We start from the raw sequence: 22,353 nt of genomic DNA on the forward strand, positions 1-22,353 counted from the left end.
GAATTTGCCTGGCGGCTGTAGCGCGGTGGTCCCACCTGACCCCATGCCGAACTCAGAAGTGAAACGCCGTAGCGCCGATGGTAGTGTGGGGTCTCCCCATGTGAGAGTAGGGAACTGCCAGGCATCAGACAGTGAAAAAGCCCATCCTGACGGATGGGCTTTTTTGCGTCTGTGCACCACGGAAAATGCCGGATGGCGGCTTCGCCTTATCCGGCCTACAGGCAGGGCGAGCCACCGTGGTAGCGTAAATGCAATAACGGATACGGCCGCCCAAGATCATCGACCTCTGCGCGCCCCGCCACCCAGAATCCCATCTTCTTATAGAACCCAACGGCTTGTTCATTCTGTTCGTTCACGTTAGTTGTTAACGCGGGTGCTAACGAAAGCGCATGCTCAATCAACAGCTTACCTACGCCACGGCCCCGAACGTCGGGATCAACAAACAGCGCATCCATATGATCCCCGGTGAGTAACATAAATGCGACGGGCTCATCCTGCTCATTAGCGGCGACCCATAAAGGCGCTTCGGGTAAAAACGAGCGGACTAACTCCTCCAGCTCGATACGGTATTCTTTAGACAGAAAATCATGAGTGGCGTCGACCGAACGACACCAGATCGCGATCAGTTTTTCTCCTTCATCATGCTGGGATCGGCGGATGTTAATAACCATATTCTCTCCTTTTCGTTATGCTTATATTCTAACGTCTCCGTCGTCGTGAAACTTTCTCACCTTTAACATGCAGACTCGACATTGGCGTAATTTCTGGGTATCTTCAGCTATCTGGATGTCTAAACGTTTAAACGTATGTAGTGAGGTTATCAGGTTATGCCGATTCGCGTGCAGGACGAGCTACCCGCCGTCAATTTCTTGCGTGAGGAAAACGTCTTTGTCATGACGACTTCCCGCGCTTCAGGTCAGGAAATTCGTCCGCTCAAGGTGCTAATCCTCAACCTGATGCCGAAGAAAATCGAAACGGAAAATCAGTTTTTGCGTCTCCTGTCGAACTCTCCGCTGCAGGTGGATGTTCAGTTACTGCGCATTGATGCTCGTGAGTCGCGTAATACGCCAGCCGAACACCTGAACAACTTTTACTGTAACTTTGAGGATATCTGCGATCAGAACTTCGATGGACTGATCGTCACCGGTGCGCCGCTGGGTCTGGTGGAGTTCAATGATGTTGCCTACTGGCCACAGATCAAACAGGTGCTGGAATGGGCGAAAGATCATGTCACCTCAACGCTGTTTGTCTGTTGGGCGGTACAAGCCGCACTCAATATCCTCTACGGTATTCCGAAGCAGACCCGCACCGACAAGCTCTCTGGCGTTTATGAGCATCATATTCTTCACCCTCACGCACTGCTGACGCGGGGTTTTGATGATTCATTCCTTGCCCCGCATTCGCGCTACGCTGATTTCCCGGCTGTGCTGATCCGTGACTATACCGATCTTGAGATCCTCGCCGAGACTGAGAATGGTGATGCCTACCTGTTTGCCAGTAAAGATAAACGCATTGCGTTTGTCACGGGTCATCCGGAATATGACGCTAACACGCTGGGCAGCGAATATTTCCGTGATGTGGAAGCCGGGTTAAGTCCAGAGATTCCGTACAACTATTTTCCGAAAAACGATCCCCAAAACAAACCTCGCGCCACCTGGCGAAGCCACGGTAATTTGCTGTTTATCAACTGGCTCAACTATTACGTCTATCAGATCACACCATATGATCTGCGTCACATGAATCCAACGCTGGATTAATCGTCTGTCGCTGACGATCCTAAAGCGTTTCAGCATATTGAATCAGGCACCTTCGGGTGCTTTTTTATTTCCGAAATACACCTCATCTTGTAATTAAACTTTATTTTTATTGTTATCAATAGGTTAATTGATAATTTAATTAAAAATGGAAATTGTTTTTGATTTTGATTTTGAAATGAGTAGTCTTAGTTGTGCTGAACGAAAAGCGCACAACGATCCTTCGTTCGCATTGGGAATGCTTTGTTATCAATGACGAGGAGTTACAGAATGAATCAACAGGCAACGACTACCGATGAATTGATCTTTACCAGGCCTTACGGTGAGTCAGAGAAGCAGATCCTGACCGCTGAAGCGGTCGAATTCCTTACCGAACTGGTGGCGCGCTTTACGGCAAAGCGCAATAAGCTGCTCGCGGCTCGTATTCAGCAGCAGCAGGATATCGACAACGGTATATTGCCTGATTTTATTTCGGAAACTGTTTCCATTAGAAATGATGACTGGAAGATTCGCGGCATTCCGGCGGATTTACAGGATCGCCGGGTTGAAATTACCGGGCCGGTTGAGCGCAAGATGGTTATCAATGCGCTGAACGCGAATGTGAAGGTTTTTATGGCCGATTTCGAAGATTCGCTGGCACCGGAATGGAGCAAAGTGATCGACGGACATATCAACCTGCGCGACGCGGTAAACGGCACCATTAGCTACACCAATGAAGCCGGCAAAATCTATCAATTGAAACCCGATCCGGCTTTACTGATTTGTCGTGTGCGCGGCCTGCACCTGCCGGAAAAACATGTGACCTGGCGCGGTGAAGCGATCCCCGGCAGCTTGTTCGACTTTGCTCTCTATTTCTTCCATAACTACAAATCATTACTGGCTAAAGGCAGCGGTCCCTATTTTTACCTGCCGAAAACGCAGGCGTGGCAGGAAGCGGCCTGGTGGAGTGAAGTCTTCAGCTATACCGAAGATCGTTTCAATCTGTCGCGCGGCACGATTAAAGCCACACTGCTGATTGAAACCCTGCCGGCGGTGTTCCAGATGGATGAGATCCTGCACGCGCTGCGCGATCATATCGTCGGCCTGAACTGTGGGCGTTGGGACTACATTTTCAGTTATATCAAAACGTTGAAGAATCATCCGGATCGCGTTCTGCCGGACCGCCAGGTAGTGACGATGGATAAGCCCTTCCTCAGCGCATATTCGCGTCTGCTGATTAAAACCTGCCACAGGCGTGGTGCCTTCGCGATGGGTGGTATGGCGGCATTCATCCCGAGCAAAGACGTTGAACGCAACAATCAGGTGCTCAGCAAGGTGAAAGCGGATAAAGCGCTGGAAGCCAATAATGGCCACGACGGCACGTGGATTGCGCATCCTGGTCTGGCGGATACCGCGATGGCGGTCTTCAACGAGGTGTTGGGCGAGAACAAAAACCAACTGTTTGTGACCCGTGATGAAGACGCGCCGATTACCGCAGAACAATTGCTGGCACCGTGTGAAGGCGAGCGTACCGAAGAGGGGATGCGCGCCAATATTCGCGTTGCGGTGCAGTACATCGAGGCGTGGATCTCTGGCAACGGCTGCGTGCCGATTTATGGCCTGATGGAAGATGCAGCGACGGCGGAAATCTCCCGTACGTCAATCTGGCAGTGGATCCATCACGAGAAAACCCTGAGCAATGGTAAACCGGTCACTAAGGCGCTGTTCCGCCAGATGTTGGCTGAAGAGATGCGGGTCATCCAGGACGAACTGGGCGAACACCGCTACAGCAGCGGCCGTTTTGACGATGCCGCGCGCCTGATGGAACAAATCACCACCTCTGACGAATTAATCGATTTCCTGACGTTGCCAGGCTACCGCCTGCTGGCTTAATTGCCCAGGCTATTTTGTTCGCCATTTTGGCCCTGGGCTGTGCTCAAAATCCTCACGTACTCTTAGTACGCTCCGGTTTTTTGCGCGCAGGCCCGTGACCAAACTGCCTTCACCAATAACGCCTGGGAAGCCAGGAAGATAATATGGAGCATCTGCACATGAAAACCCGTACCCAACAGATCGAAGAATTACAGAAAGAATGGACACAACCGCGCTGGGAAGGCATCCGTCGCCCGTACAGCGCGGAGGACGTGGTGAAATTACGCGGCTCGGTCAACCCGGAATGCACGCTGGCACAGTTGGGCGCGGCCAAAATGTGGCGCCTGCTGCACGGTGAATCAAAAAAAGGCTACATCAACAGCCTCGGTGCGCTGACCGGCGGCCAGGCGTTGCAGCAGGCAAAAGCGGGCATCGAAGCGGTGTATCTGTCGGGCTGGCAGGTCGCGGCGGACGCTAACCTGGCATCCAGCATGTATCCGGATCAATCGCTCTACCCGGCAAACTCTGTTCCGGCAGTGGTGGATCGGATCAACAACACCTTCCGTCGTGCGGATCAGATCCAGTGGTCCAGCGGTATTGAACCGAACGATCCGCGCTATGTGGATTACTTTCTGCCGATCGTTGCCGATGCGGAAGCCGGTTTTGGTGGCGTACTGAATGCCTTTGAGCTGATGAAATCGATGATTGAAGCCGGTGCAGCGGCTGTTCACTTCGAAGATCAGCTGGCGTCGGTGAAGAAGTGCGGCCATATGGGCGGTAAAGTGCTGGTGCCGACTCAGGAAGCGATTCAGAAACTGGTGGCTGCGCGTCTGGCGGCTGACGTCATGGGCGTACCGACACTGGTGATCGCCCGTACCGATGCGGATGCGGCGGATCTGATCACTTCCGACTGCGACCCGTACGACAGCGAATTTATTACCGGTGAGCGTACCAGTGAAGGCTTCTTCCGTACGCATGCTGGCATTGAGCAGGCGATCAGCCGTGGTCTGGCCTACGCCCCGTATGCCGACCTGGTCTGGTGTGAAACCTCCACGCCGGATCTTGAACTGGCGAAGCGTTTTGCCGATGCCATTCACGCGAAGTATCCAGGTAAACTGCTGGCCTACAACTGCTCGCCGTCGTTTAACTGGCAGAAGAATCTGGACGACAAGACCATCGCCAGCTTCCAGCAACAGTTGTCCGATATGGGCTACAAGTACCAGTTCATCACCCTGGCGGGTATCCACAGCATGTGGTTCAACATGTTCGACCTCGCGCGTTCCTACGCACAGGGCGAAGGCATGAAGCATTACGTTGAAAAGGTACAGCAGCCAGAATTCGCCGCAGGCTCGGACGGTTACACCTTCGTCTCTCACCAACAGGAAGTGGGCACCGGCTACTTCGATAAAGTCACCACCATCATTCAGGGCGGCGCATCATCGGTGACCGCGTTGACCGGTTCGACCGAAGAATCGCAGTTCTGATTAATGCCCGGTGGCGCTGCGCTTACCGGGCCTACGAAGGGATGTAGGCCGGATAAGCGAACGCGCCATCCGGCATGACGTTGTGCCGGATGGGGAGAAGCGATGACGCGTGGCCTGGAGTTACTGATTGCTCAGACGATTTTGCAAGGTTTCGACGCCCAGTATGGTCGATTTCTGGAAGTGACCTCCGGCGCGCAACAGCGCTTTGAACAGGCCGACTGGCATGCCGTGCAGCAGGCGATGAAAAGCCGTATTCACCTCTACGATCACCATGTGGGTCTGGTGGTGGAACAACTGCGCTGCATTACTGGCGGCAAAAGTACCGACGCCGCGTTTTTGCTGCGTGTAAAAGAGCATTACACCGGGCTCCTGCCGGATTACCCGCGCTTCGAGATTGCGGAGAGTTTTTTTAACTCCGTATATTGTCGGTTATTTGACCACCGCTCGCTCACTCCCGAGCGGCTCTTTATTTTTAGCTCCCAGCCGGAACGCCGTTTCCGGACGATCCCGCGTCCTCTGGCGAAAGATTTCTTCCCCGATCATGGATGGGAACCGCTGCTCACCCGTATTCTTAGCGATCTGCCGCTGCGTCTGCCCTGGCAGAACAAAGGGCGAGATATTCGCTACATCATCATGCATCTGCGCGAAACCTTTGGCGAAGAGACCTTGCAGCACTGTCGTCTACAGGTGGCAAACGAGCTGTTTTATCGCAACAAAGCCGCCTGGCTGGTGGGCAAACTCATCACGCCAACGGCCACGCTGCCTTTTTTACTGCCGATTCATCGTACCGATGAGGGTGAACTGTTTGTGGATACCTGCCTGACCACCACGGCAGAAGCCAGCATCGTGTTCGGTTTCGCCCGCTCCTATTTTATGGTGTATGCGCCGCTGCCCGCCGCGCTGGTGGAATGGCTGCGCGAGATCCTGCCGGGAAAAACCACGGCAGAGTTATACATGGCGATCGGCTGTCAGAAACATGCGAAGACCGAGAGCTATCGCGAGTATCTGTTGTATCTGCGCAACTGCGATGAGCAGTTTATTGAAGCTCCGGGCATACGCGGGATGGTGATGCTGGTCTTTACGCTGCCGGGCTTTGACCGGGTATTCAAAATTATCAAAGATAAGTTCGCGCCGCAGAAAGAGATGTCTGCCGCTCACGTACGCGCCTGCTATCAACTGGTAAAAGAGCACGATCGCGTGGGGCGCATGGCGGATACTCAGGAGTTCGAAAACTTCGTACTGGACAAACGCCAGATCGATCCGGCGCTGATGGCGCTGTTGTTTGAGGAAGTGCCGGAAAAGATTACTGACCTTGGCGAGCAGATTGTCATCCGTCATCTTTATATTGAGCGGCGGATGGTGCCGCTCAATATCTGGCTTGAGCAGGTGGAAGGCCAGCAGTTGCGGGATGCGATTGAGGAGTATGGCAACGCGATCCGCCAGCTTGCCGCGGCCAATATTTTCCCCGGCGACATGCTGTTCAAAAATTTCGGCGTCACCCGCCATGGTCGCGTGGTGTTCTACGATTACGACGAAATCTGCTACATGACGGAAGTGAATTTCCGCCATATCCCACCGCCGCGCTACCCGGAAGATGAGCTGTCGGGTGAGCCGTGGTACAGCGTGTCGCCGGGCGATGTGTTTCCTGAGGAGTTTCGTCACTGGCTGTGCGCCGACCCGCGAATCCGGCCGCTGTTTGAGGAGATGCACGCCGACCTGTTCAGCGCCGACTATTGGCGCGGCCTACAGATGCGTATTCGCGAAGGGCATGTGGAAGATGTTTACGCCTATCGCCGTCGCCAGCGATTCAGCGTACGGTTTACCTGATTACTATAGGCCGGATAAGGCGCTTACGCCGCCATCCGGCAATATGCGCCGATCTACCTGATGGCGCTACGCTTATCAGCCCTACCGAAAATGCCCCTTAGGGATATTTTGCTTACCGGATCCCGCCGTACGCCAGCGTGACTTCTTTCGCCGCCTTGATCACCATCGCGCCAAACTCGGTAACGCGGTCGTCGGTGATGCGCGAAATCGGGCCGGAGATAGAGATCGCCGCGAACGGCTCGCGATGCTCGTCAAAAATGCACGACGCCACGCAGCGCAGACCGAGCGCATGCTCCTCATCATCAAAGGAATAACCGCGCTTGCGGGTCTGGGCGAGGTCGTCCTTCAGATGAACCGGGGAGACCAGCGTCGCGTGGGTGTACGCATGCAGCCCTTTGCGGTGCAGCAACTGGGTTACCTGTTCTTCACTCAGCTGCGCTAAAAACGCTTTGCCTGCGCCAGAGGCGTGCATCGGCAGCTTACCGCCAATCGGTGCAGACATGCGCATCAGTTGGGTGCACTGCACCTGGTCAATGATAATCGCCTGATGGTCACTCTGATCCAACACCGCCAGATTTACCGTTTCACCGGAATCCTCCATCAGTTTGCGCAGAATCGGATGGACGATTGCCAGCAGATTGCGGCTCTGTAAAAAGCTGCTGCCGACGATGAACGCGTGCGCGCCTATCGCCCAGTGCCCAAGATCGCCCACCTGACGCACAAAGCCCTGCTGCTGCATGGTGGTGAGTAAACGGTGAGTGGTGGAGTTTGGCAAACCAGCCTGCTGTGCCAGTTCGGTCAACGCCACGCTGCCGTTGGATTCCGCGATCCATTCCAGTAGTTTCAGGCCACGGGTCAGCGACTGAACCTGTCCGGCAGCGGGGGCGGTTGTCGCAGCGGGTTTTCTGCCGCGTTTGGCGGGAACGGGTGCAACCATAGCGGACTCCTTTTCTGTATCGTGGAAATCATTTTCGTTTTATTCAATTATAATGCAAGAAGACTTGTACTGATCGGATGAGTGAAGCTGAACATGTCTCATGTTGCCCGTTGTTGGCTTTTCCGTCAGCCCTGTTTATGCCACTATGTTTTGTTGACTTTTTCGGTCTGGTTGAGCGTTGTCGGGAGCAAGTGTGAGCAGCAAAGTTGAACAACTGCGTGCGCAGTTAAATGAACGTATTCTGGTGCTGGACGGCGGCATGGGCACGATGATCCAGAGCTACCGTCTGAGTGAAGAGGATTTCCGTGGTGAACGCTTTGCCGACTGGCCGTGCGACCTGAAAGGTAATAATGACCTGCTGGTGCTTAGCAAGCCAGAGGTGATTGCTGCCATACACAACGCGTATTTTGACGCGGGCGCGGACATCATTGAAACCAACACCTTCAACTCCACTCCTATCGCAATGGCGGATTACCAGATGGAATCCCTGTCGGCGGAGATCAACTTTGCCGCCGCGAAACTGGCGCGCGCCTGTGCTGATGAGTGGACCGCTCGCACCCCGGAAAAACCACGCTATGTTGCGGGCGTTCTCGGCCCAACCAACCGGACCGCGTCGATCTCGCCGGATGTGAATGATCCGGCATTCCGTAATATCACCTTTGACCAGTTGGTGGCCGCTTACCGCGAATCCACCAAAGCGCTGGTGGAAGGCGGCAGTGATCTGATTTTAATTGAAACCGTCTTTGATACGCTGAACGCGAAAGCGGCGATTTTCGCCGTTAAAGAGGAACTGGAGGCGCTGGGCGTCGACCTGCCGATCATGATTTCCGGCACCATCACCGATGCTTCAGGCCGTACGCTTTCCGGTCAGACAACGGAGGCGTTTTATAACTCCCTGCGCCATGCCGAGCCTCTTACCTTCGGTCTCAACTGTGCGCTGGGACCGGACGAACTGCGCCAGTATGTGCAAGAGCTTTCACGCATTGCCGAATGCTACGTGACGGCACACCCGAACGCCGGGTTGCCCAACGCTTTCGGTGAATACGATCTGGACGCCGATACGATGGCGGGTCAGATCCGCGAGTGGGCCGAAGCGGGTTTCCTGAACATCGTTGGCGGCTGCTGCGGTACCACTCCGGAACACATTGCGGCGATGAACCGCGCCGTCGAGGGATTGGCGCCACGTCAGTTGCCGGAGATCCCCGTCGCCTGCCGCCTGTCCGGTCTTGAGCCGCTGAATATTGGCGACGACAGCCTGTTTGTGAACGTCGGTGAACGTACCAACGTCACCGGTTCCGCCAAATTTAAGCGCCTGATCAAAGAAGAAAAATACAATGAAGCGCTGGATGTTGCCCGTCAGCAGGTCGAAAGCGGTGCGCAGATTATCGATATCAACATGGATGAGGGGATGCTCGACGCCGAAGCGGCGATGGTGCGCTTCCTCAACCTGATTGCCGGTGAGCCGGATATTGCTCGTGTGCCGATCATGATTGACTCCTCAAAATGGGAAGTCATCGAGAAAGGGCTGAAGTGCATTCAGGGGAAAGGCATCGTTAACTCTATCTCCATGAAAGAGGGGGTTGAGATCTTCACCCACCACGCGAAGCTGCTGCGTCGCTACGGTGCGGCGGTAGTGGTGATGGCCTTTGATGAACAGGGCCAGGCGGATACCCGCGCGCGTAAAATCGAGATTTGCCGCCGTGCGTACAAGATTCTCACCGAAGAGGTGGGCTTCCCGCCGGAAGACATTATTTTCGACCCGAATATTTTCGCGGTAGCGACCGGGATTGAAGAGCACAACAACTACGCGCAGGACTTTATCGGCGCGTGTGAAGACATCAAACGCGAGCTACCGCATGCGCTGATCTCTGGCGGCGTGTCCAACGTTTCGTTCTCGTTCCGCGGTAACGACCCGGTACGTGAAGCCATTCACGCGGTGTTCCTTTACTACGCCATTCGCAACGGTATGGACATGGGGATTGTGAACGCCGGACAGTTGGCGATTTACGACGATTTGCCGGCTGACCTGCGCGACGCGGTCGAGGACGTGATCCTCAACCGTCGTGATGACGGCACTGAGCGACTGCTGGAACTGGCGGAGAAATACCGTGGCAGCAAGAGCGATGAGACGGCCAACGCCCAACTGGCGGAATGGCGCACCTGGGAAGTGAAAAAACGCCTCGAATACTCGCTGGTTAAAGGCATCACCGAATTTATCGAGCAGGACACCGAAGAGGCGCGTCAGCAGGCCGCCCGTCCGATTGAAGTGATTGAAGGGCCGCTGATGGACGGTATGAACGTCGTCGGCGACCTGTTTGGCGAGGGCAAGATGTTCCTGCCGCAGGTGGTGAAATCCGCTCGCGTAATGAAACAGGCGGTGGCGTATCTCGAACCGTTTATCGAAGCCAGCAAAGAGAAAGGCTCCAGCAACGGTAAAATGGTGATCGCCACCGTGAAGGGCGACGTTCACGATATCGGCAAGAATATTGTTGGCGTGGTCCTGCAATGTAACAACTACGAGATCGTCGATCTTGGCGTGATGGTGCCGGCAGAGAAGATCCTCAGAACCGCGAAAGAGGTGAATGCCGATCTGATCGGCCTTTCCGGGCTGATTACCCCGTCGCTGGACGAAATGGTCAACGTGGCGAAAGAGATGGAGCGTCAGGGCTTCACCATTCCGCTGCTGATTGGCGGGGCGACGACCTCGAAAGCGCATACGGCGGTGAAAATCGAGCAGAACTACAGTGGCCCCACGGTTTACGTGCAGAACGCCTCGCGCACCGTCGGCGTGGTCGCCGCGCTACTTTCCGACACCCAGCGCGATGACTTTGTCGCCCGTACCCGCAAAGAGTATGAAACCGTGCGTATCCAGCATGGGCGTAAGAAACCGCGTACGCCGCCGGTGACACTGGCGGCCGCGCGTGAAAACGATCTGGCGTTTGACTGGGAAAACTATACTCCGCCGGTGGCGCATCGTCTGGGCGTGCAGGAGGTCGAAGCCAGCATCGAAACGCTGCGTAACTACATCGACTGGACCCCGTTCTTTATGACCTGGTCGCTGGCCGGGAAATATCCGCGCATTCTGGAAGATGAAGTGGTCGGCGTCGAGGCGAAGCGCCTGTTTAACGATGCTAACGACATGCTGGATAAACTGAGCGCGGAGAAGGCGCTGAATCCGCGCGGCGTGGTGGGGCTGTTCCCGGCAAACCGTGTGGGCGATGACATTGAAATCTATCGCGATGAAACGCGTACTCACGTGCTGACGGTCAGTCATCATCTGCGTCAGCAAACCGAAAAAGTGGGCTTTGCCAACTACTGTCTGTCTGACTTCGTGGCGCCAAAACTGTCCGGTAAAGCGGACTACATCGGTGCCTTTGCGGTGACGGGAGGTCTGGAGGAAGACGCGCTGGCCGATGCGTTTGAAGCGCAGCACGATGATTACAACAAGATCATGGTGAAAGCGCTTGCCGACCGTCTGGCGGAAGCCTTCGCGGAATACCTGCATGAGCGCGTGCGTAAGGTCTACTGGGGCTATGCGGCCAACGAGAACCTCAGTAACGAGGAGTTGATTCGCGAAAACTACCAGGGGATTCGTCCGGCGCCAGGGTATCCGGCCTGTCCGGAGCACACCGAGAAAGGCACCATCTGGCAGTTGCTGGATGTGGAAAAACACACCGGTATGAAGCTCACCGAATCCTTCGCCATGTGGCCTGGCGCATCGGTCTCCGGCTGGTACTTCAGTCATCCGGACAGCAAGTACTACGCAGTCGCGCAGATTCAGCGCGATCAGGTAGAAGACTATGCTTTCCGTAAAGGGATGAGCGTCTCTGAAGTTGAACGCTGGCTGGCCCCTAACCTGGGCTATGACGCCGACTGATCGGTCCGGGCGTTTCCCGTCAGCGTCAGCCGTTCAGCGGCGCTGGTGGGAAACGTAATGGCAACGGAGGCCATGTAACATGTTTAGCCTGTTCAAAACCCGAAATAAAATTCTCTTATTCTGGGGGCTGATGGATCTGCTGGCGCTGGGCGCATATTTCTGGCTGTCCACGCGTCAGGGCAACGTACCCTTTTATTCGGATGTGGTTAATTTCACCCACACCTTTTCCGCTTTTGGGGCGAGTGAAGGACCCGGCGCAGCGATCCAGATCGTCTTCTTCGTTGGCCTGTTAATGAAGATTTCGCTCGTCTACACCGCATATTTGTTTCTGTTTAAAGATAAATTGAATTATATCCTGCTGGGCATTCAGGAGGTTTTACGCTTTGCGTCACTGACCTGCTCGGTCTCACTGTTTCCCCTGTTTTTCTCGCTCATCGGCAGCCATTCGGCAGCGTTGGCGCTGTCCGGATTTCTGTTATCCGAATGCGGCAAAGTGGGGTCGCTATGGTGGTATCACAGACGTTCGGCATGACGTGAGCGGGGAAATTCCGACAGGATGTCACGAAACTGTCATCTTTCCTTACAACTAACAGGGTGCTCACCGGGCACCCTGTCTCTTTCTTGCGTTTAAACCCTTATACTGGAAGAAGGCTCATGAACGTTACTTGCCGGATGGCGGCGTATGCGCCTTATCCGGCCTACCGGGCTTATTTGTAGGCCTGATAAGCGCAGCGTCATCAGGCATGATGCGGGCGCCATGAGTCCCGGGAACCTATAACAATAAGGAGTACCTGATTCCGTGTTAACTTTGCTCCACCTGCTTTCTGCTGTCGCCCTGCTGGTCTGGGGTACCCATATTGTTCGTACTGGCGTCATGCGGGTGTTTGGCGCTCGCCTGCGTACCGTTCTGAGCCGTAGCGTTGAAAAGAAACCGCTCGCCTTCTGCGCGGGGATTGGCGTCACTGCGCTGGTACAAAGCAGTAACGCCACCACCATGCTGGTGACCTCGTTTGTCGCCCAGGATCTTGTCGCGCTGACGCCTGCGCTGGTGATTGTGCTCGGCGCTGACGTGGGGACCGCGCTGATGGCGCGTATTCTCACCTTCGATTTATCATGGTTGTCGCCGCTGCTGATTTTTATCGGCGTGATCTTCTTCCTCGGCCGTAAACAGTCACGCGCCGGGCAACTGGGGCGGGTGGGTATCGGCCTTGGCCTGATCCTGCTGGCGCTGGAGCTGATTGTCCAGGCCGTCACGCCCATGACGCAGGCCAACGGCGTGCAGGTGATTTTCGCCTCGCTGACCGGCGATATCATGCTGGATGCGCTAATTGGCGCGATGTTCGCGATAATCAGTTACTCCAGCCTGGCGGCGGTACTGCTAACGGCCACCCTGACGGCGGCGGGGATCATCTCCTTCCCGGTGGCGCTGTGTCTGGTGATTGGCGCCAACCTTGGCTCCGGCCTGCTGGCGATGCTCAACAACAGCGCGGCCAATGCCGCGGCTCGCCGCGTCGCGCTCGGCAGTCTGCTGTTCAAGCTGGTGGGCAGCCTGATTATTCTGCCGTTTGTACACCCACTGGCGAATCTGATGGATGAATTACCGCTGCCGAAATCCGAGCTGGTGATCTATTTCCACGTCTTCTACAACCTGGTGCGCTGCCTGGCGATGATTCCTTTTGCCGAGCCGATGGCGCGCTTCTGTAAGCGCATCATCCGCGACGAGCCGGAGCTGGATGCACATCTCAAGCCGAAGCACCTGGACGTTAGCGCGCTGGATACGCCGACCCTTGCGCTGGCCAATGCCGCCCGTGAAGCGCTGCGCATCGGCGATGCGATGGAACAGATGATGGAAGGGCTGAAAAGGGTGATGCACGGCGAGCCGCGTGAAGAGAAAGAGCTGCGCAAAATGGCGGATGACATTAACGTGCTCTACACCGCCATTAAGCTCTACCTGGCGCGAATGCCGAAAGAGGAACTGGCGGAGGAGGAGTCGCGCCGCTGGGCGGAGATTATTGAGATGTCGCTCAACCTTGAACAGGCGTCGGATATTGTGGAGCGCATGGGCAGTGAAATTGCCGACAAGTCGCTGGCGGCGCGTCGGGCGTTTTCGATTGAGGGGTTAAAAGAGCTGGATGCGCTCTATGACCAACTGCTCAGCAATCTGCAACTGGCGATGTCGGTGTTCTTCTCCGGCGACGTGACCAGCGCCCGCCGGTTGCGTCGTAGCAAACATCGTTTCCGGATCCTGAACCGTCGTTACTCGCATGCGCACGTAGACCGTCTGCATCAGCAAAACGTACAAAGCATCGAGACCAGTTCCCTGCACCTGGGGTTACTGGGCGATATGCAGCGTCTGAACTCGCTGTTCTGTTCTGTGGCCTACAGCGTGCTGGAACAGCCGGACGAAGACGATGAGCGGGATGATTACTAACCGGCGGTAATGCCGGATAGCGCGGCGTTTATCCGGCCTACAGTGAGCGCAATCTGTAGGCCGAATAAGGCGTTTACGCCGCCATCCGGCAACGTCGGTTAAAAGCAGTGACCTGCCTCAACGGCAACCGCATCTTTACCGGCTTCGAACACGTACGTGGTGTTCGGGCCGCCAAGCACCGCCTGGCCTTTGCTCACTTTAATCCAGTTCCCTTCCGGCAGACCGATCACCGTCAGTTCTGGCGCGACAACCAGTAGCTCGCGAATACGCTGTTCACGCGTTTCGCCTTTATGACCTTCCGGCAGCGCGTTGGTGAAATGCGGGTTAATCTGTAGCGGGAACAGGCCCAGCGCATCGAAACCTTTTGGATCGACAATCGGCATGTCGTTGGTGGTGCGGATGGTCTGGCAGGCGAGGTTCGCACCCGCGCTCCAGCCGATGTACAGCGCACCGCGTTTTACCACGTCAACCATCGGCGCCAGCAATCCGCGTTCGCGGCTCTCTTTCAGCAACTGGAAGGTATTCCCTCCGCCGACGATCACCACTTCCGCATTTTCAATTGCTGCCAGCGGATCGGCGACGCTGTGAATGCCCACCACCCTGACGCCCATGGGGGCGAAAATCGCTGCCGTTTTTTCCGTGTACTCATCCCAGGTCTGGGTCACGCCTGCGAAGGGAATAAACACCGCTGAGCGGCGACCATTCAACTGTTCCACAATCAGCGGCAGCGCGTGTTCCATCCAGTCTTTACCTGGCAACGTCGAGTTACTCAATAAAAGCAGTTCCATCATTTCTCCGTAAAATCAGAAAATTACAAAACGCGATAATGTACCACTGACAGTGTAGCGTCTTACTGACATGGCTCACGATGTTGGAAGGGGATTGCGGAAAGGCAAAGCCGTGTTTTAACGATGCGCCCGGTTCCTGGCGCATTCATCAGCACTGACCGGTATTCACTGTCGGACGATTTTCTCGCTAATTTGCGATGAAACAGGCGCGACAGACGCATTAAACAGCGCGAGACATTTCCAATATTTAAGTTTGAAAATGATAACTATTTTTAATACGGTAAATGCAGAATAGCGTTTAGCGGTTTTATATTTATTATTGCTGATGTTTTTTATTCAATATTCCTGAGGGTTAAAAGGGGTTCTTATTTTAAAATTTAGAAAATGTTCTATTTAATAAGACAGTCAAAATGCGGCTCTGTCATAGCGTTAACCAGGAAAAGACGGGCATTAAGTGGAAAAGGCATACGGCGCTCGCTCGCCCCTCTGAAGCCTCGAATCCGGTGTCTGAAGGGGAGGTATCGTCTGGATGGTGCCATGCAAGCAATTTTCATATTTGTGTAACTAAATATTTCATTTCGAATATATAATTTTACGTAACTAGCTGAAATATGGGAATTTTACCAAAAATTTAATTTTATGTATCTTTTTGTTTTACCTACAATCAGTAAGGTAAATTCCGAAAAAAAGATCGATTACAACGATCGATATTTCTCCAGTAATAGTCTTTGTCTATTGGTTTTGTTCTATCGATCAGGTTTGACAATCAATATTGCTCATGTACTATTCTGGTTGAATCAATATTATACCGACAGCAACAGAGTGGGCGTGCCGGACTATGTCAGAATAAATAATCTCGCCGGATAACAGACTCCCTACTAAGAATAAATGAACGGGCTGTCCTTGATATAGGGAGCATAATCTGTATGACAAAGGAATATGTAAAGAAGTGCCATATCGCCAGTTGGCCTGAAAATGATTTTTATTTTTCCAGGGGAATTTCCGTTCTGTCCAGGAAATTGATTAATTCTCATTCCGGCTCAGACTACCTGTTTATTCACCTTAATAGCTACACATTAAAGAGTTTCTTTCGATCATTCTCTCAATTGAGTAAGAGTGGTTATCAGCTGATCATTATTTCCAGCCAACGACTCATGCCACTGGCTTTTTTCTGGCACCTGAAATGTCAGGCTGTTAGCGCAATCTTTGAATCGCGTTGTTCTGTTAACGATATCATCCGCGGTCTGGACACTGTCGCGACGGGGCGTCAAATCGTGTGGTCATTCCCGGGACCAGCCTGTCGGCTCTCCTCAAGAGATGTTTTGCTTCTGCGACATTATCTTGAAGGCGGAAGTATGAGTTATTTGCAGGAGAAACATTGCCGCGCCTATTCCACCTTGCAAGGATGGAAAACCACTGTTGCTCGTAAATTTAAAGTAAAGAAACTCGAACATCTGCTTATTCCGAACTGAATAACACGCTCAAAAATCAGTTTTCTTTTCTTCGGCCGGCCCATGACACTTTCATAAGCCGCAGAGAAGTGCTCGTCAAATATGGACTTTATTAACTATGGATTTAGATATGAAACGCGTCTTTTACCATGCTTTTTTCCCTGCATTATGCTTAACGGCGTATCCGCTTGCGGCGGCAGAAACGCTCCCCACGCCTTATCCTCCCGTACAAACAACTACGATGCCGGGCGATCTGACGTCGAATCCGGACTATACCAATCACTGGGATTGGGTGAAAGAAACGTGGGAAAAAGGCTATTCCACTTTTTCCATCAAAGACAAAAAATATATTGCGAACCAGGAAATCGTCCTGCTTAACCCCGCATATTCCAAACAGGTCGTGACGTTATTAAATGAGTCGTACAGTTACAACAATACGTTAAACTCTGTTCAGCTTAATATCGGCGACGGTATTTATGATGCTGCGGGTTCTGAAGCGGTGAATACCACGGTTAAAGGCGAATACACCAATAGCAAAGGGAATATTGAAACGGGGGTTTTACAACTGAACAGTGGTGGTAAAGCCTTCCATACGCTGGTTGAAAATAACGGCGCCCTTACGCTGAATGGCGATTCCGAAGCCTATGACACCGTGGTGAAAACAGGCGGAAGACAGACTGTGGGTGGGCGTGGCTATGCCCAGGCGAACCTCATTGATGGCGGCACGCAGGTGCTTTCTGTCACCAGCACCGCGCTGGTTGAAGATACGATTGTGCAAAATGGCGGCCAGCAGATTATTTATAGCGGGACCGCGAAAAACTCTCATATTGGCGCGGGCAGCTATCAGCTTGCCAGCGGGCTGGCTCTGGACACATTCCTGTATAACGGCGCATTCCAGCAGGTTTATAGCGGAAAAGGCGCTGAATACGTCGCTGACCGGGATACCACGGTGTATGCGGGCGCGCGACAAACGATTACCTCCGGAATTTCAGAAAATGCGCAGGTTTATGGTACGCAGGTGATCACTGGCGTAGACGGTCAATGGAGTGGTGGAGACTGGATTTCCGACAGCAATTCAACAGTGCGCGTCAACGGACAACAGGCGAAGGACGCCACCATTCATGCGGGAGGGTTGCAACGAATTCAAACCGGTAATGCCGACGGGACGCAGGTCTACGGCACGCAACTGGTTAATGGTCAGAAAGGCGGTTGGTCCGGTGGAAGCTGGGTTGAGCAGGAAGGCTGGACGGGCGGTATTCGCGCCAACGCGACCAATACAACCGTTCATGCCGGAGGCCTCCAGCAGCTCGCCTGGTACGGTGAAGCCAGTAACACGGTCGTTGATGGCGGACGCCAGGAGGTGCTCGCGCGGGGGCATATTTCGAACACAACGCTTCGCAATGGCGGGAGCAGCCTGATTGCCTATGGCGGTTACTCAACTGACGCGCTGACGGTAGAAGAGGGTTCGCTGACGATGGAAGGGGGAAGCGTACATGACTGGACAGGAAATCTGGGCAAGGGGGCCTGGGCTGCCGCCGTGGACTTACAAAGCCCTTCATCGGTTCTCTACCTGAAACACAATGCTGACACCACCGAATCCGTCGCTACGATTAAAGCCTTAACGAACAATGGCGTGGTCAATTTTAGCGCGTCAGAGGGTCACACGGCGGGGCAGTTTAACCGTCTGGAACTCACCACGCTTGAGGGTAACGGTACTTTCGTCATGAACACCAATTTATCCGGTGGCACAGGCGATTTTCTGAATGTTTCTGAATCTGTCAGCGGGCAATTTAATGTCACAGTGCAGGATTCAGGAAGTGAGTTACGTAGTCGCGCTGCTGCGCCTTACCATCTGATTTATGCGAACGGGAGTGTGGCCAATACGTTTGCGATGACAAACGGCAGCGTCGATCTTGGCGCATATAAATACTATCTGGTGCACGGCGCTGACAGCGACAAAGACAACTGGTATCTGTCGCCACAAGCGAATACGCCAGAGCCAGGCCCCAACCCTGATCCAGGCCCAGGCCCTTCTCCGACTCCAGAACCAGAGGTAAAACCGGATTTATCAGAAAGCGCTAAAGCGGTGATTGCCATGGCGAATGTGACCCCCACCATATGGGATGCTGAGCTGACAACGCTGCGGACACGTCTCGGTGAAATTCGTCAGATGCGTGACCATGAAAATGGCGTCTGGGGCAAATATATCAGTAGCCGCTACCGTGTATCCACAGAGCACGTAGGTTACCGTCAGGATGTGAATGGCGTGATGTTCGGCGGTGATACGCGTTTTGCGTTGGAAGATAGCGCATTCATTGTGGGCAGTATGACTTCTTATACGCGTGCGGATCTCGACGCATCCAGCACAAATGGTAAAGCCGACAGTTATGGCATCGGGCTGTATACGACCTGGTTACACAACAGCGGTTATTACGTTGATGGCGTATTGAAAGCTAACTATTTCCGCACTGAGAATAACCCTTACTTCAACGGCGGACGCACACATGCGAAAGATAATACCGTTGGCGGCGGCCTGTCTGTCGAAGCCGGGAAGCATATTGCGCTGGAGAGTTGGTTTGTAGAACCGTACATTCAGGCATCGTGGTTTATGGGGGACAGAACCCATTACAAACTCGACAGCGGCATGTCGGTTAAAGCGGATGCAACCCGGTCTCTGAAAGGGGAAACGGGGTTAACCTTCGGTAAGAATGTGGCGTTGGCGGATGGGACAATGCTACAGCCTTACGCGAGACTGGCTGTTCGCCATGAGTTTATGAAGAACAATGATGTCGTTATTAACCACACCGAGAAGTTTACCAACGATCTGTCTGGCACAAGCGGTAAATACGGCCTGGGGATGACAGCAAAACTGAACGATCGGTGGTCCGCCTGGGGAGAGGTGAGCTACGAAAAAGGCCAACATATCGAGACGCCTTACAGTGGCCAGTTGGGCATCCGCTACAGTTTCTGATTGCGCTGATTAATCGTTAAATCAATATCCTCCGGCATAGCCGGAGGATATTTTTACCCCTTCTTATCCCGCACGGGCAAATTCCGCGGCTTCAACAATCAGCGCGTCATCCGGGCGCACGCCGGTGTACATCGCGAACTGCTCGACGGCCTGCAACGCAATCACTTCCGCGCCGCTGATGGTCTTTTTACCCAGCTTCCGTGCCAGCGTAATCACCGGGGTTTCCGGCGGCAGGGCGACGACATCGAACACCACGCTGGCGTTGGCGACCATTGGCTCGCTGTACGCCAGTTCATCGCTCTCTTTGCCACCGGCCATGCCAACGGGCGTGACGTTGACCAGAATGTCACAGGCAATGCCTTCCGGCAGCGGCTGCCACTGAAAGCCATACTGTTTTGCCAGCGCCGGGCCGCTGTCCCGGTTGCGAGCGGCGACGATCACATCGCGAAAACCGGCGTCGCGAAAGGCGGCAATCACCGCTTTGCCCATCCCGCCGCTGCCGCGAATCATCACCCGCGCAGCGGTGTCGAGCTGGTGGCTGGCGATCAGGCTTTTTACCGCGATGTAGTCGGTGTTGTAGCCCGTCAGCCTGCCGTCGTCATTGACGATGGTATTGACGGAATCAATCACTTTCGCCGACGGATCGACGGCGTCAAGAAACGGCATGCAGCTTTCTTTGAACGGCATCGAGACCGCGCAGCCACGAATGCCTAACGCGCGAACCCCTTTCACCGCCGCTTCAATATCTTGGGTGGTGAATGCTTTGTAGATGAAATTTAAACCCAGCTTTTCATAGAGATAGTTATGAAAACGGGTCCCAAAGTTGCCGGGCCGACCGGCAAGCGACATGCACAACTGGGTGTCGCGGTTAATCATGTTAAATCTCCTCGGCATGCGACAGTAAATACTGTTCGGCTTCCTTAGACCAAATCCCGTGATGGCGTTCCAGAATAGCGCACAGCGTGGGATCGTCAATCTGGTTGAGGGCGGTTAACGGTAATGCTTTCCCGGTATAGACCAGCTTTTTACCGCCGCCCACTTTCGGCAATTCCAGCGTGGTCTCGCCTGCGGCATTCAGTCCAAGAATGTGTGTCACCACTTTGGCCGCCTGCACTTTCTTCTCTTCAATCAGTTTGACCGCCGCGCGCATGTCGTCAGTATTTCCGCCCGAGGTGCCCACATAGTGAGTGAAGGCGTAATGTACGTCGTAGAAGTTGATCGGCGCGCTGAACTGCTTATCCTGCGGGCCGGCAAAGAAGTTCATGCAGCCGTCGGGAGCGAGCAGAGAAGAGGCCAGGGTGACCAGTTGTTCGCTCGGCACGAAGACAAAAATATCATCAAAACCGTGGCCGCCACTCAGCGTCATCAGCGTGTCGTACGAGGCATCCTGCGCGTGCAGGTAGTGGATCAACGTTTGTGGTTCAGAAGGATAGTGTTTACGGGCATAGCTCAGCTTGTCGTCGTTGGTATCGGTCACCACCAGTAGCGCCGGGTTGACTGGGCCATGCAGCGCATAGTCGATTGCCAGCAGCCCCATCGGTCCCGTCCCGCCGAGGATCAGCGTGCGACCCTGCGGACGAATCCCCATGTTGTGGTTATAGCTGCCTTCCTGCAGGTGATAGTTTGCGTTGAACGCGCCGATCACGCAGGAGAGCGGCTCAACCAGCGATCCTTCAAAGTAGGTTTCGCCTTCGTAAGCCAGCAGGCAGTCCTGCTCCATCACCACATTGGGGATCACGACGTGCGTGGCTTCGCCACCCACCCACGGGAAGGAGTAGCCGGGGCAATCCGGGCGATCCGCCAGTTGCAGGTTCGCCTGGATCACATAGCGCTGGCCGGGCTGAAACTTGTGCTGCCACTTTTTCCCCACGGCGATAATATCGCCGCAGAACTCGTGGCCGATGATGATCGGGTGGGTTGCCACATCGTCTGGCACCTTTTTATGATCCTCACCCTGATTGGCCTCTTTCCAGGAGGAGAGGCACAGGCTGTCGGTGACCACGGTTGCCAGAATTTCATCGTCCTGCATCTCAGGAAGTTCAAACGTTTCCAGGCGCAGATCGCGTTTGCCATAAAGGCGCAGAGCTGTCGTTAACATATATTCCACCTCATGTTGAGCGAGAGCCCCGGCTTACCACCGGGGCGAAAAAATCAGGACAGGAAGCCCAGTGCGTTACCGATAATCCCCAGACCAAACAGGGCGAAGATCAGCCATACCGGGTTAATTTTTTTGTTGAGCAGACGTACCATCAGCATCGTCAGGCCCAGCGCCAGCAGGCCGGGGCAGAGCTGGTCGAGGATGTTCTGCACGGTCATCGTGACGGTGCCGCCGTCCGCGCCGGGGGTTTGCGATACCACCAGCGGCACGTTGATACTGGTCCACTTGGTGACCAGCACCCCCATCACGAACAGGCCGAGAATCGATGCGCCTTCGGTCAGTTTTTGCAGCAGGTTGCCACCCATGTCGCTGACGATGTTGACTCCTTTGTTGAAGCCAATTTGCAGGCCGTACCACTTCATCGCCAGACGGACCGCGTTGAAAATAAAGAAGAACAACAGCGGGCCGAGAACGTTGCCGGACAACGCCAGCGACGCGCCGAGCGCGGCGGTGATCGGTCGCAGCGTGCCCCAGACCAGCGGGTCGCCAACGCCCGCCAGCGGTCCCATCAGGCCAACTTTGATGCCGTTGATCGCGCCATCGTCAATTTCCGCCCCGTTCGCTCGCGCCTCTTCCATGGCGGCGGTCACGCCAATCACCGGACCGCACACCGCGGGCGTGGTGTTGAAGAACACCAGATGACGCTTGAGGGCTGCCACCTGATCTTCCTTCAGCGGATACAGGCGCTTGATGGCGGGGATCATGTCGTAGCAAAAGCCCAGCCCATGAATACGTTCAAAGTTGAAAGACGCCTGCTGCAGGTTGGAGCGGACAAACATGCTAAACAGGTCAGATTTGGTCAGTTTTTTCTGTTCCATGATGGG

The 22,353-nt window shown here is 54.3% G+C and carries 15 protein-coding genes, 1 rRNA gene and 1 pseudogene; 10 read left to right on the top strand and 7 right to left on the bottom strand.

Features of this window, described 5'->3' with window-relative positions:
* The first annotated feature begins 7 nt into the window (after window positions 1-7).
* Window positions 8-123 (top strand): 5S ribosomal RNA (rrf, locus tag QQZ17_RS08370).
* A gap of 92 nt (window positions 124-215) precedes the next feature.
* Here rrf and QQZ17_RS08375 read toward each other — a convergent pair.
* On the bottom strand, window positions 216-671 hold the full coding sequence (locus tag QQZ17_RS08375; protein WP_152401347.1) for an acetyltransferase: 456 nt from the start codon (window positions 669-671) through the stop codon (window positions 216-218).
* 156 nt (window positions 672-827) lie between these two features.
* On the opposite strand from QQZ17_RS08375, the gene metA reads away from it, so the two are divergent.
* From metA to aceK, 4 genes are all read left to right on the top strand, one after another.
* Window positions 828-1,757 carry a homoserine O-acetyltransferase MetA gene (gene metA / locus QQZ17_RS08380; protein WP_152401349.1) on the top strand — a complete coding sequence of 310 codons (930 nt, stop codon included), beginning with the start codon at window positions 828-830 and terminating at the stop codon, window positions 1,755-1,757.
* 267 nt (window positions 1,758-2,024) lie between these two features.
* Window positions 2,025-3,626 carry a malate synthase A gene (aceB, locus tag QQZ17_RS08385; protein WP_152401351.1) on the top strand — a complete coding sequence of 534 codons (1,602 nt, stop codon included), beginning with the start codon at window positions 2,025-2,027 and terminating at the stop codon, window positions 3,624-3,626.
* 158 nt (window positions 3,627-3,784) lie between these two features.
* Window positions 3,785-5,089 carry an isocitrate lyase gene (aceA, locus tag QQZ17_RS08390; RefSeq protein WP_152406236.1) on the top strand — a complete coding sequence of 435 codons (1,305 nt, stop codon included), beginning with the start codon at window positions 3,785-3,787 and terminating at the stop codon, window positions 5,087-5,089.
* 102 nt (window positions 5,090-5,191) lie between these two features.
* Entirely contained in the window at window positions 5,192-6,916 is a 1,725-nt protein-coding gene (gene aceK, locus QQZ17_RS08395) for a bifunctional isocitrate dehydrogenase kinase/phosphatase (RefSeq protein ID WP_152401353.1), read from the top strand.
* A 112-nt stretch (window positions 6,917-7,028) separates the two neighbouring features.
* Here aceK and iclR read toward each other — a convergent pair whose 3' ends face one another.
* Window positions 7,029-7,853 (bottom strand): glyoxylate bypass operon transcriptional repressor IclR, encoded by an 825-nt coding sequence (iclR, locus tag QQZ17_RS08400; protein ID WP_152401355.1) that lies wholly within the window; start codon window positions 7,851-7,853, stop codon window positions 7,029-7,031.
* 193 nt (window positions 7,854-8,046) lie between these two features.
* Between iclR and metH the strand changes: the two genes are divergently transcribed.
* Both metH and QQZ17_RS08410 read left to right on the top strand, forming a co-directional pair.
* A complete protein-coding gene (gene metH, locus QQZ17_RS08405; protein ID WP_152401357.1) occupies window positions 8,047-11,730 on the top strand; it encodes a methionine synthase in 3,684 nt (1,227 codons plus the stop codon).
* 130 nt (window positions 11,731-11,860) lie between these two features.
* The gene (locus QQZ17_RS08410; RefSeq protein ID WP_152401359.1) at window positions 11,861-12,262 is read left to right on the top strand and encodes a hypothetical protein; all 402 of its coding nucleotides are present in this window, start codon (window positions 11,861-11,863) and stop codon (window positions 12,260-12,262) included.
* 129 nt (window positions 12,263-12,391) lie between these two features.
* On the opposite strand, the pseudogene QQZ17_RS26395 reads toward QQZ17_RS08410, so the two are convergent.
* A pseudogene (locus QQZ17_RS26395) lies at window positions 12,392-12,472 on the bottom strand (hypothetical protein); the annotation flags it as partial.
* Between the two features lie 57 nt (window positions 12,473-12,529).
* Here QQZ17_RS26395 and QQZ17_RS08415 point away from each other — a divergent pair.
* Entirely contained in the window at window positions 12,530-14,161 is a 1,632-nt protein-coding gene (locus QQZ17_RS08415; RefSeq protein WP_152401361.1) for a Na/Pi cotransporter family protein, read from the top strand.
* Window positions 14,162-14,259: 98 nt separating this feature from the next.
* Here QQZ17_RS08415 and pepE read toward each other — a convergent pair whose 3' ends face one another.
* The gene (gene pepE, locus QQZ17_RS08420; RefSeq protein WP_152406237.1) at window positions 14,260-14,949 is read right to left on the bottom strand and encodes a dipeptidase PepE; all 690 of its coding nucleotides are present in this window, start codon (window positions 14,947-14,949) and stop codon (window positions 14,260-14,262) included.
* Window positions 14,950-15,875: 926 nt separating this feature from the next.
* Between pepE and QQZ17_RS08425 the strand changes: the two genes are divergently transcribed.
* Together QQZ17_RS08425 and QQZ17_RS08430 are read left to right on the top strand one after the other, a co-directional pair.
* Window positions 15,876-16,421 carry a hypothetical protein gene (locus tag QQZ17_RS08425; protein ID WP_152401363.1) on the top strand — a complete coding sequence of 182 codons (546 nt, stop codon included), beginning with the start codon at window positions 15,876-15,878 and terminating at the stop codon, window positions 16,419-16,421.
* A gap of 109 nt (window positions 16,422-16,530) precedes the next feature.
* Window positions 16,531-19,371 (top strand): autotransporter outer membrane beta-barrel domain-containing protein, encoded by a 2,841-nt coding sequence (locus QQZ17_RS08430; protein ID WP_152401365.1) that lies wholly within the window; start codon window positions 16,531-16,533, stop codon window positions 19,369-19,371.
* 63 nt (window positions 19,372-19,434) lie between these two features.
* Here QQZ17_RS08430 and QQZ17_RS08435 read toward each other — a convergent pair whose 3' ends face one another.
* Genes QQZ17_RS08435 through QQZ17_RS08445 form a run of 3 tightly spaced genes read right to left on the bottom strand, consistent with a single transcriptional unit; the run spans window position 19,435 to window position 22,347 of the window.
* Window positions 19,435-20,247: a shikimate 5-dehydrogenase gene (locus QQZ17_RS08435; RefSeq protein WP_152401367.1), complete on the bottom strand. Its 813-nt coding sequence runs from the start codon at window positions 20,245-20,247 to the stop codon at window positions 19,435-19,437.
* A gap of 1 nt (window position 20,248) precedes the next feature.
* Complete coding sequence (sorE, locus tag QQZ17_RS08440; RefSeq protein WP_152401369.1) at window positions 20,249-21,469, bottom strand: L-sorbose 1-phosphate reductase; 1,221 nt, start codon at window positions 21,467-21,469, stop codon at window positions 20,249-20,251.
* Window positions 21,470-21,522: 53 nt separating this feature from the next.
* Entirely contained in the window at window positions 21,523-22,347 is an 825-nt protein-coding gene (locus QQZ17_RS08445; protein ID WP_046493831.1) for a PTS system mannose/fructose/sorbose family transporter subunit IID, read from the bottom strand.
* Between the last annotated feature and the right edge of the window lie 6 nt (window positions 22,348-22,353).

Origin of the sequence: Citrobacter sp. T1.2D-1 (assembly GCF_950098555.1) — a bacterium.
GTDB classification, from domain to species: Bacteria; Pseudomonadota; Gammaproteobacteria; order Enterobacterales; family Enterobacteriaceae; genus Citrobacter_A; species Citrobacter_A telavivensis.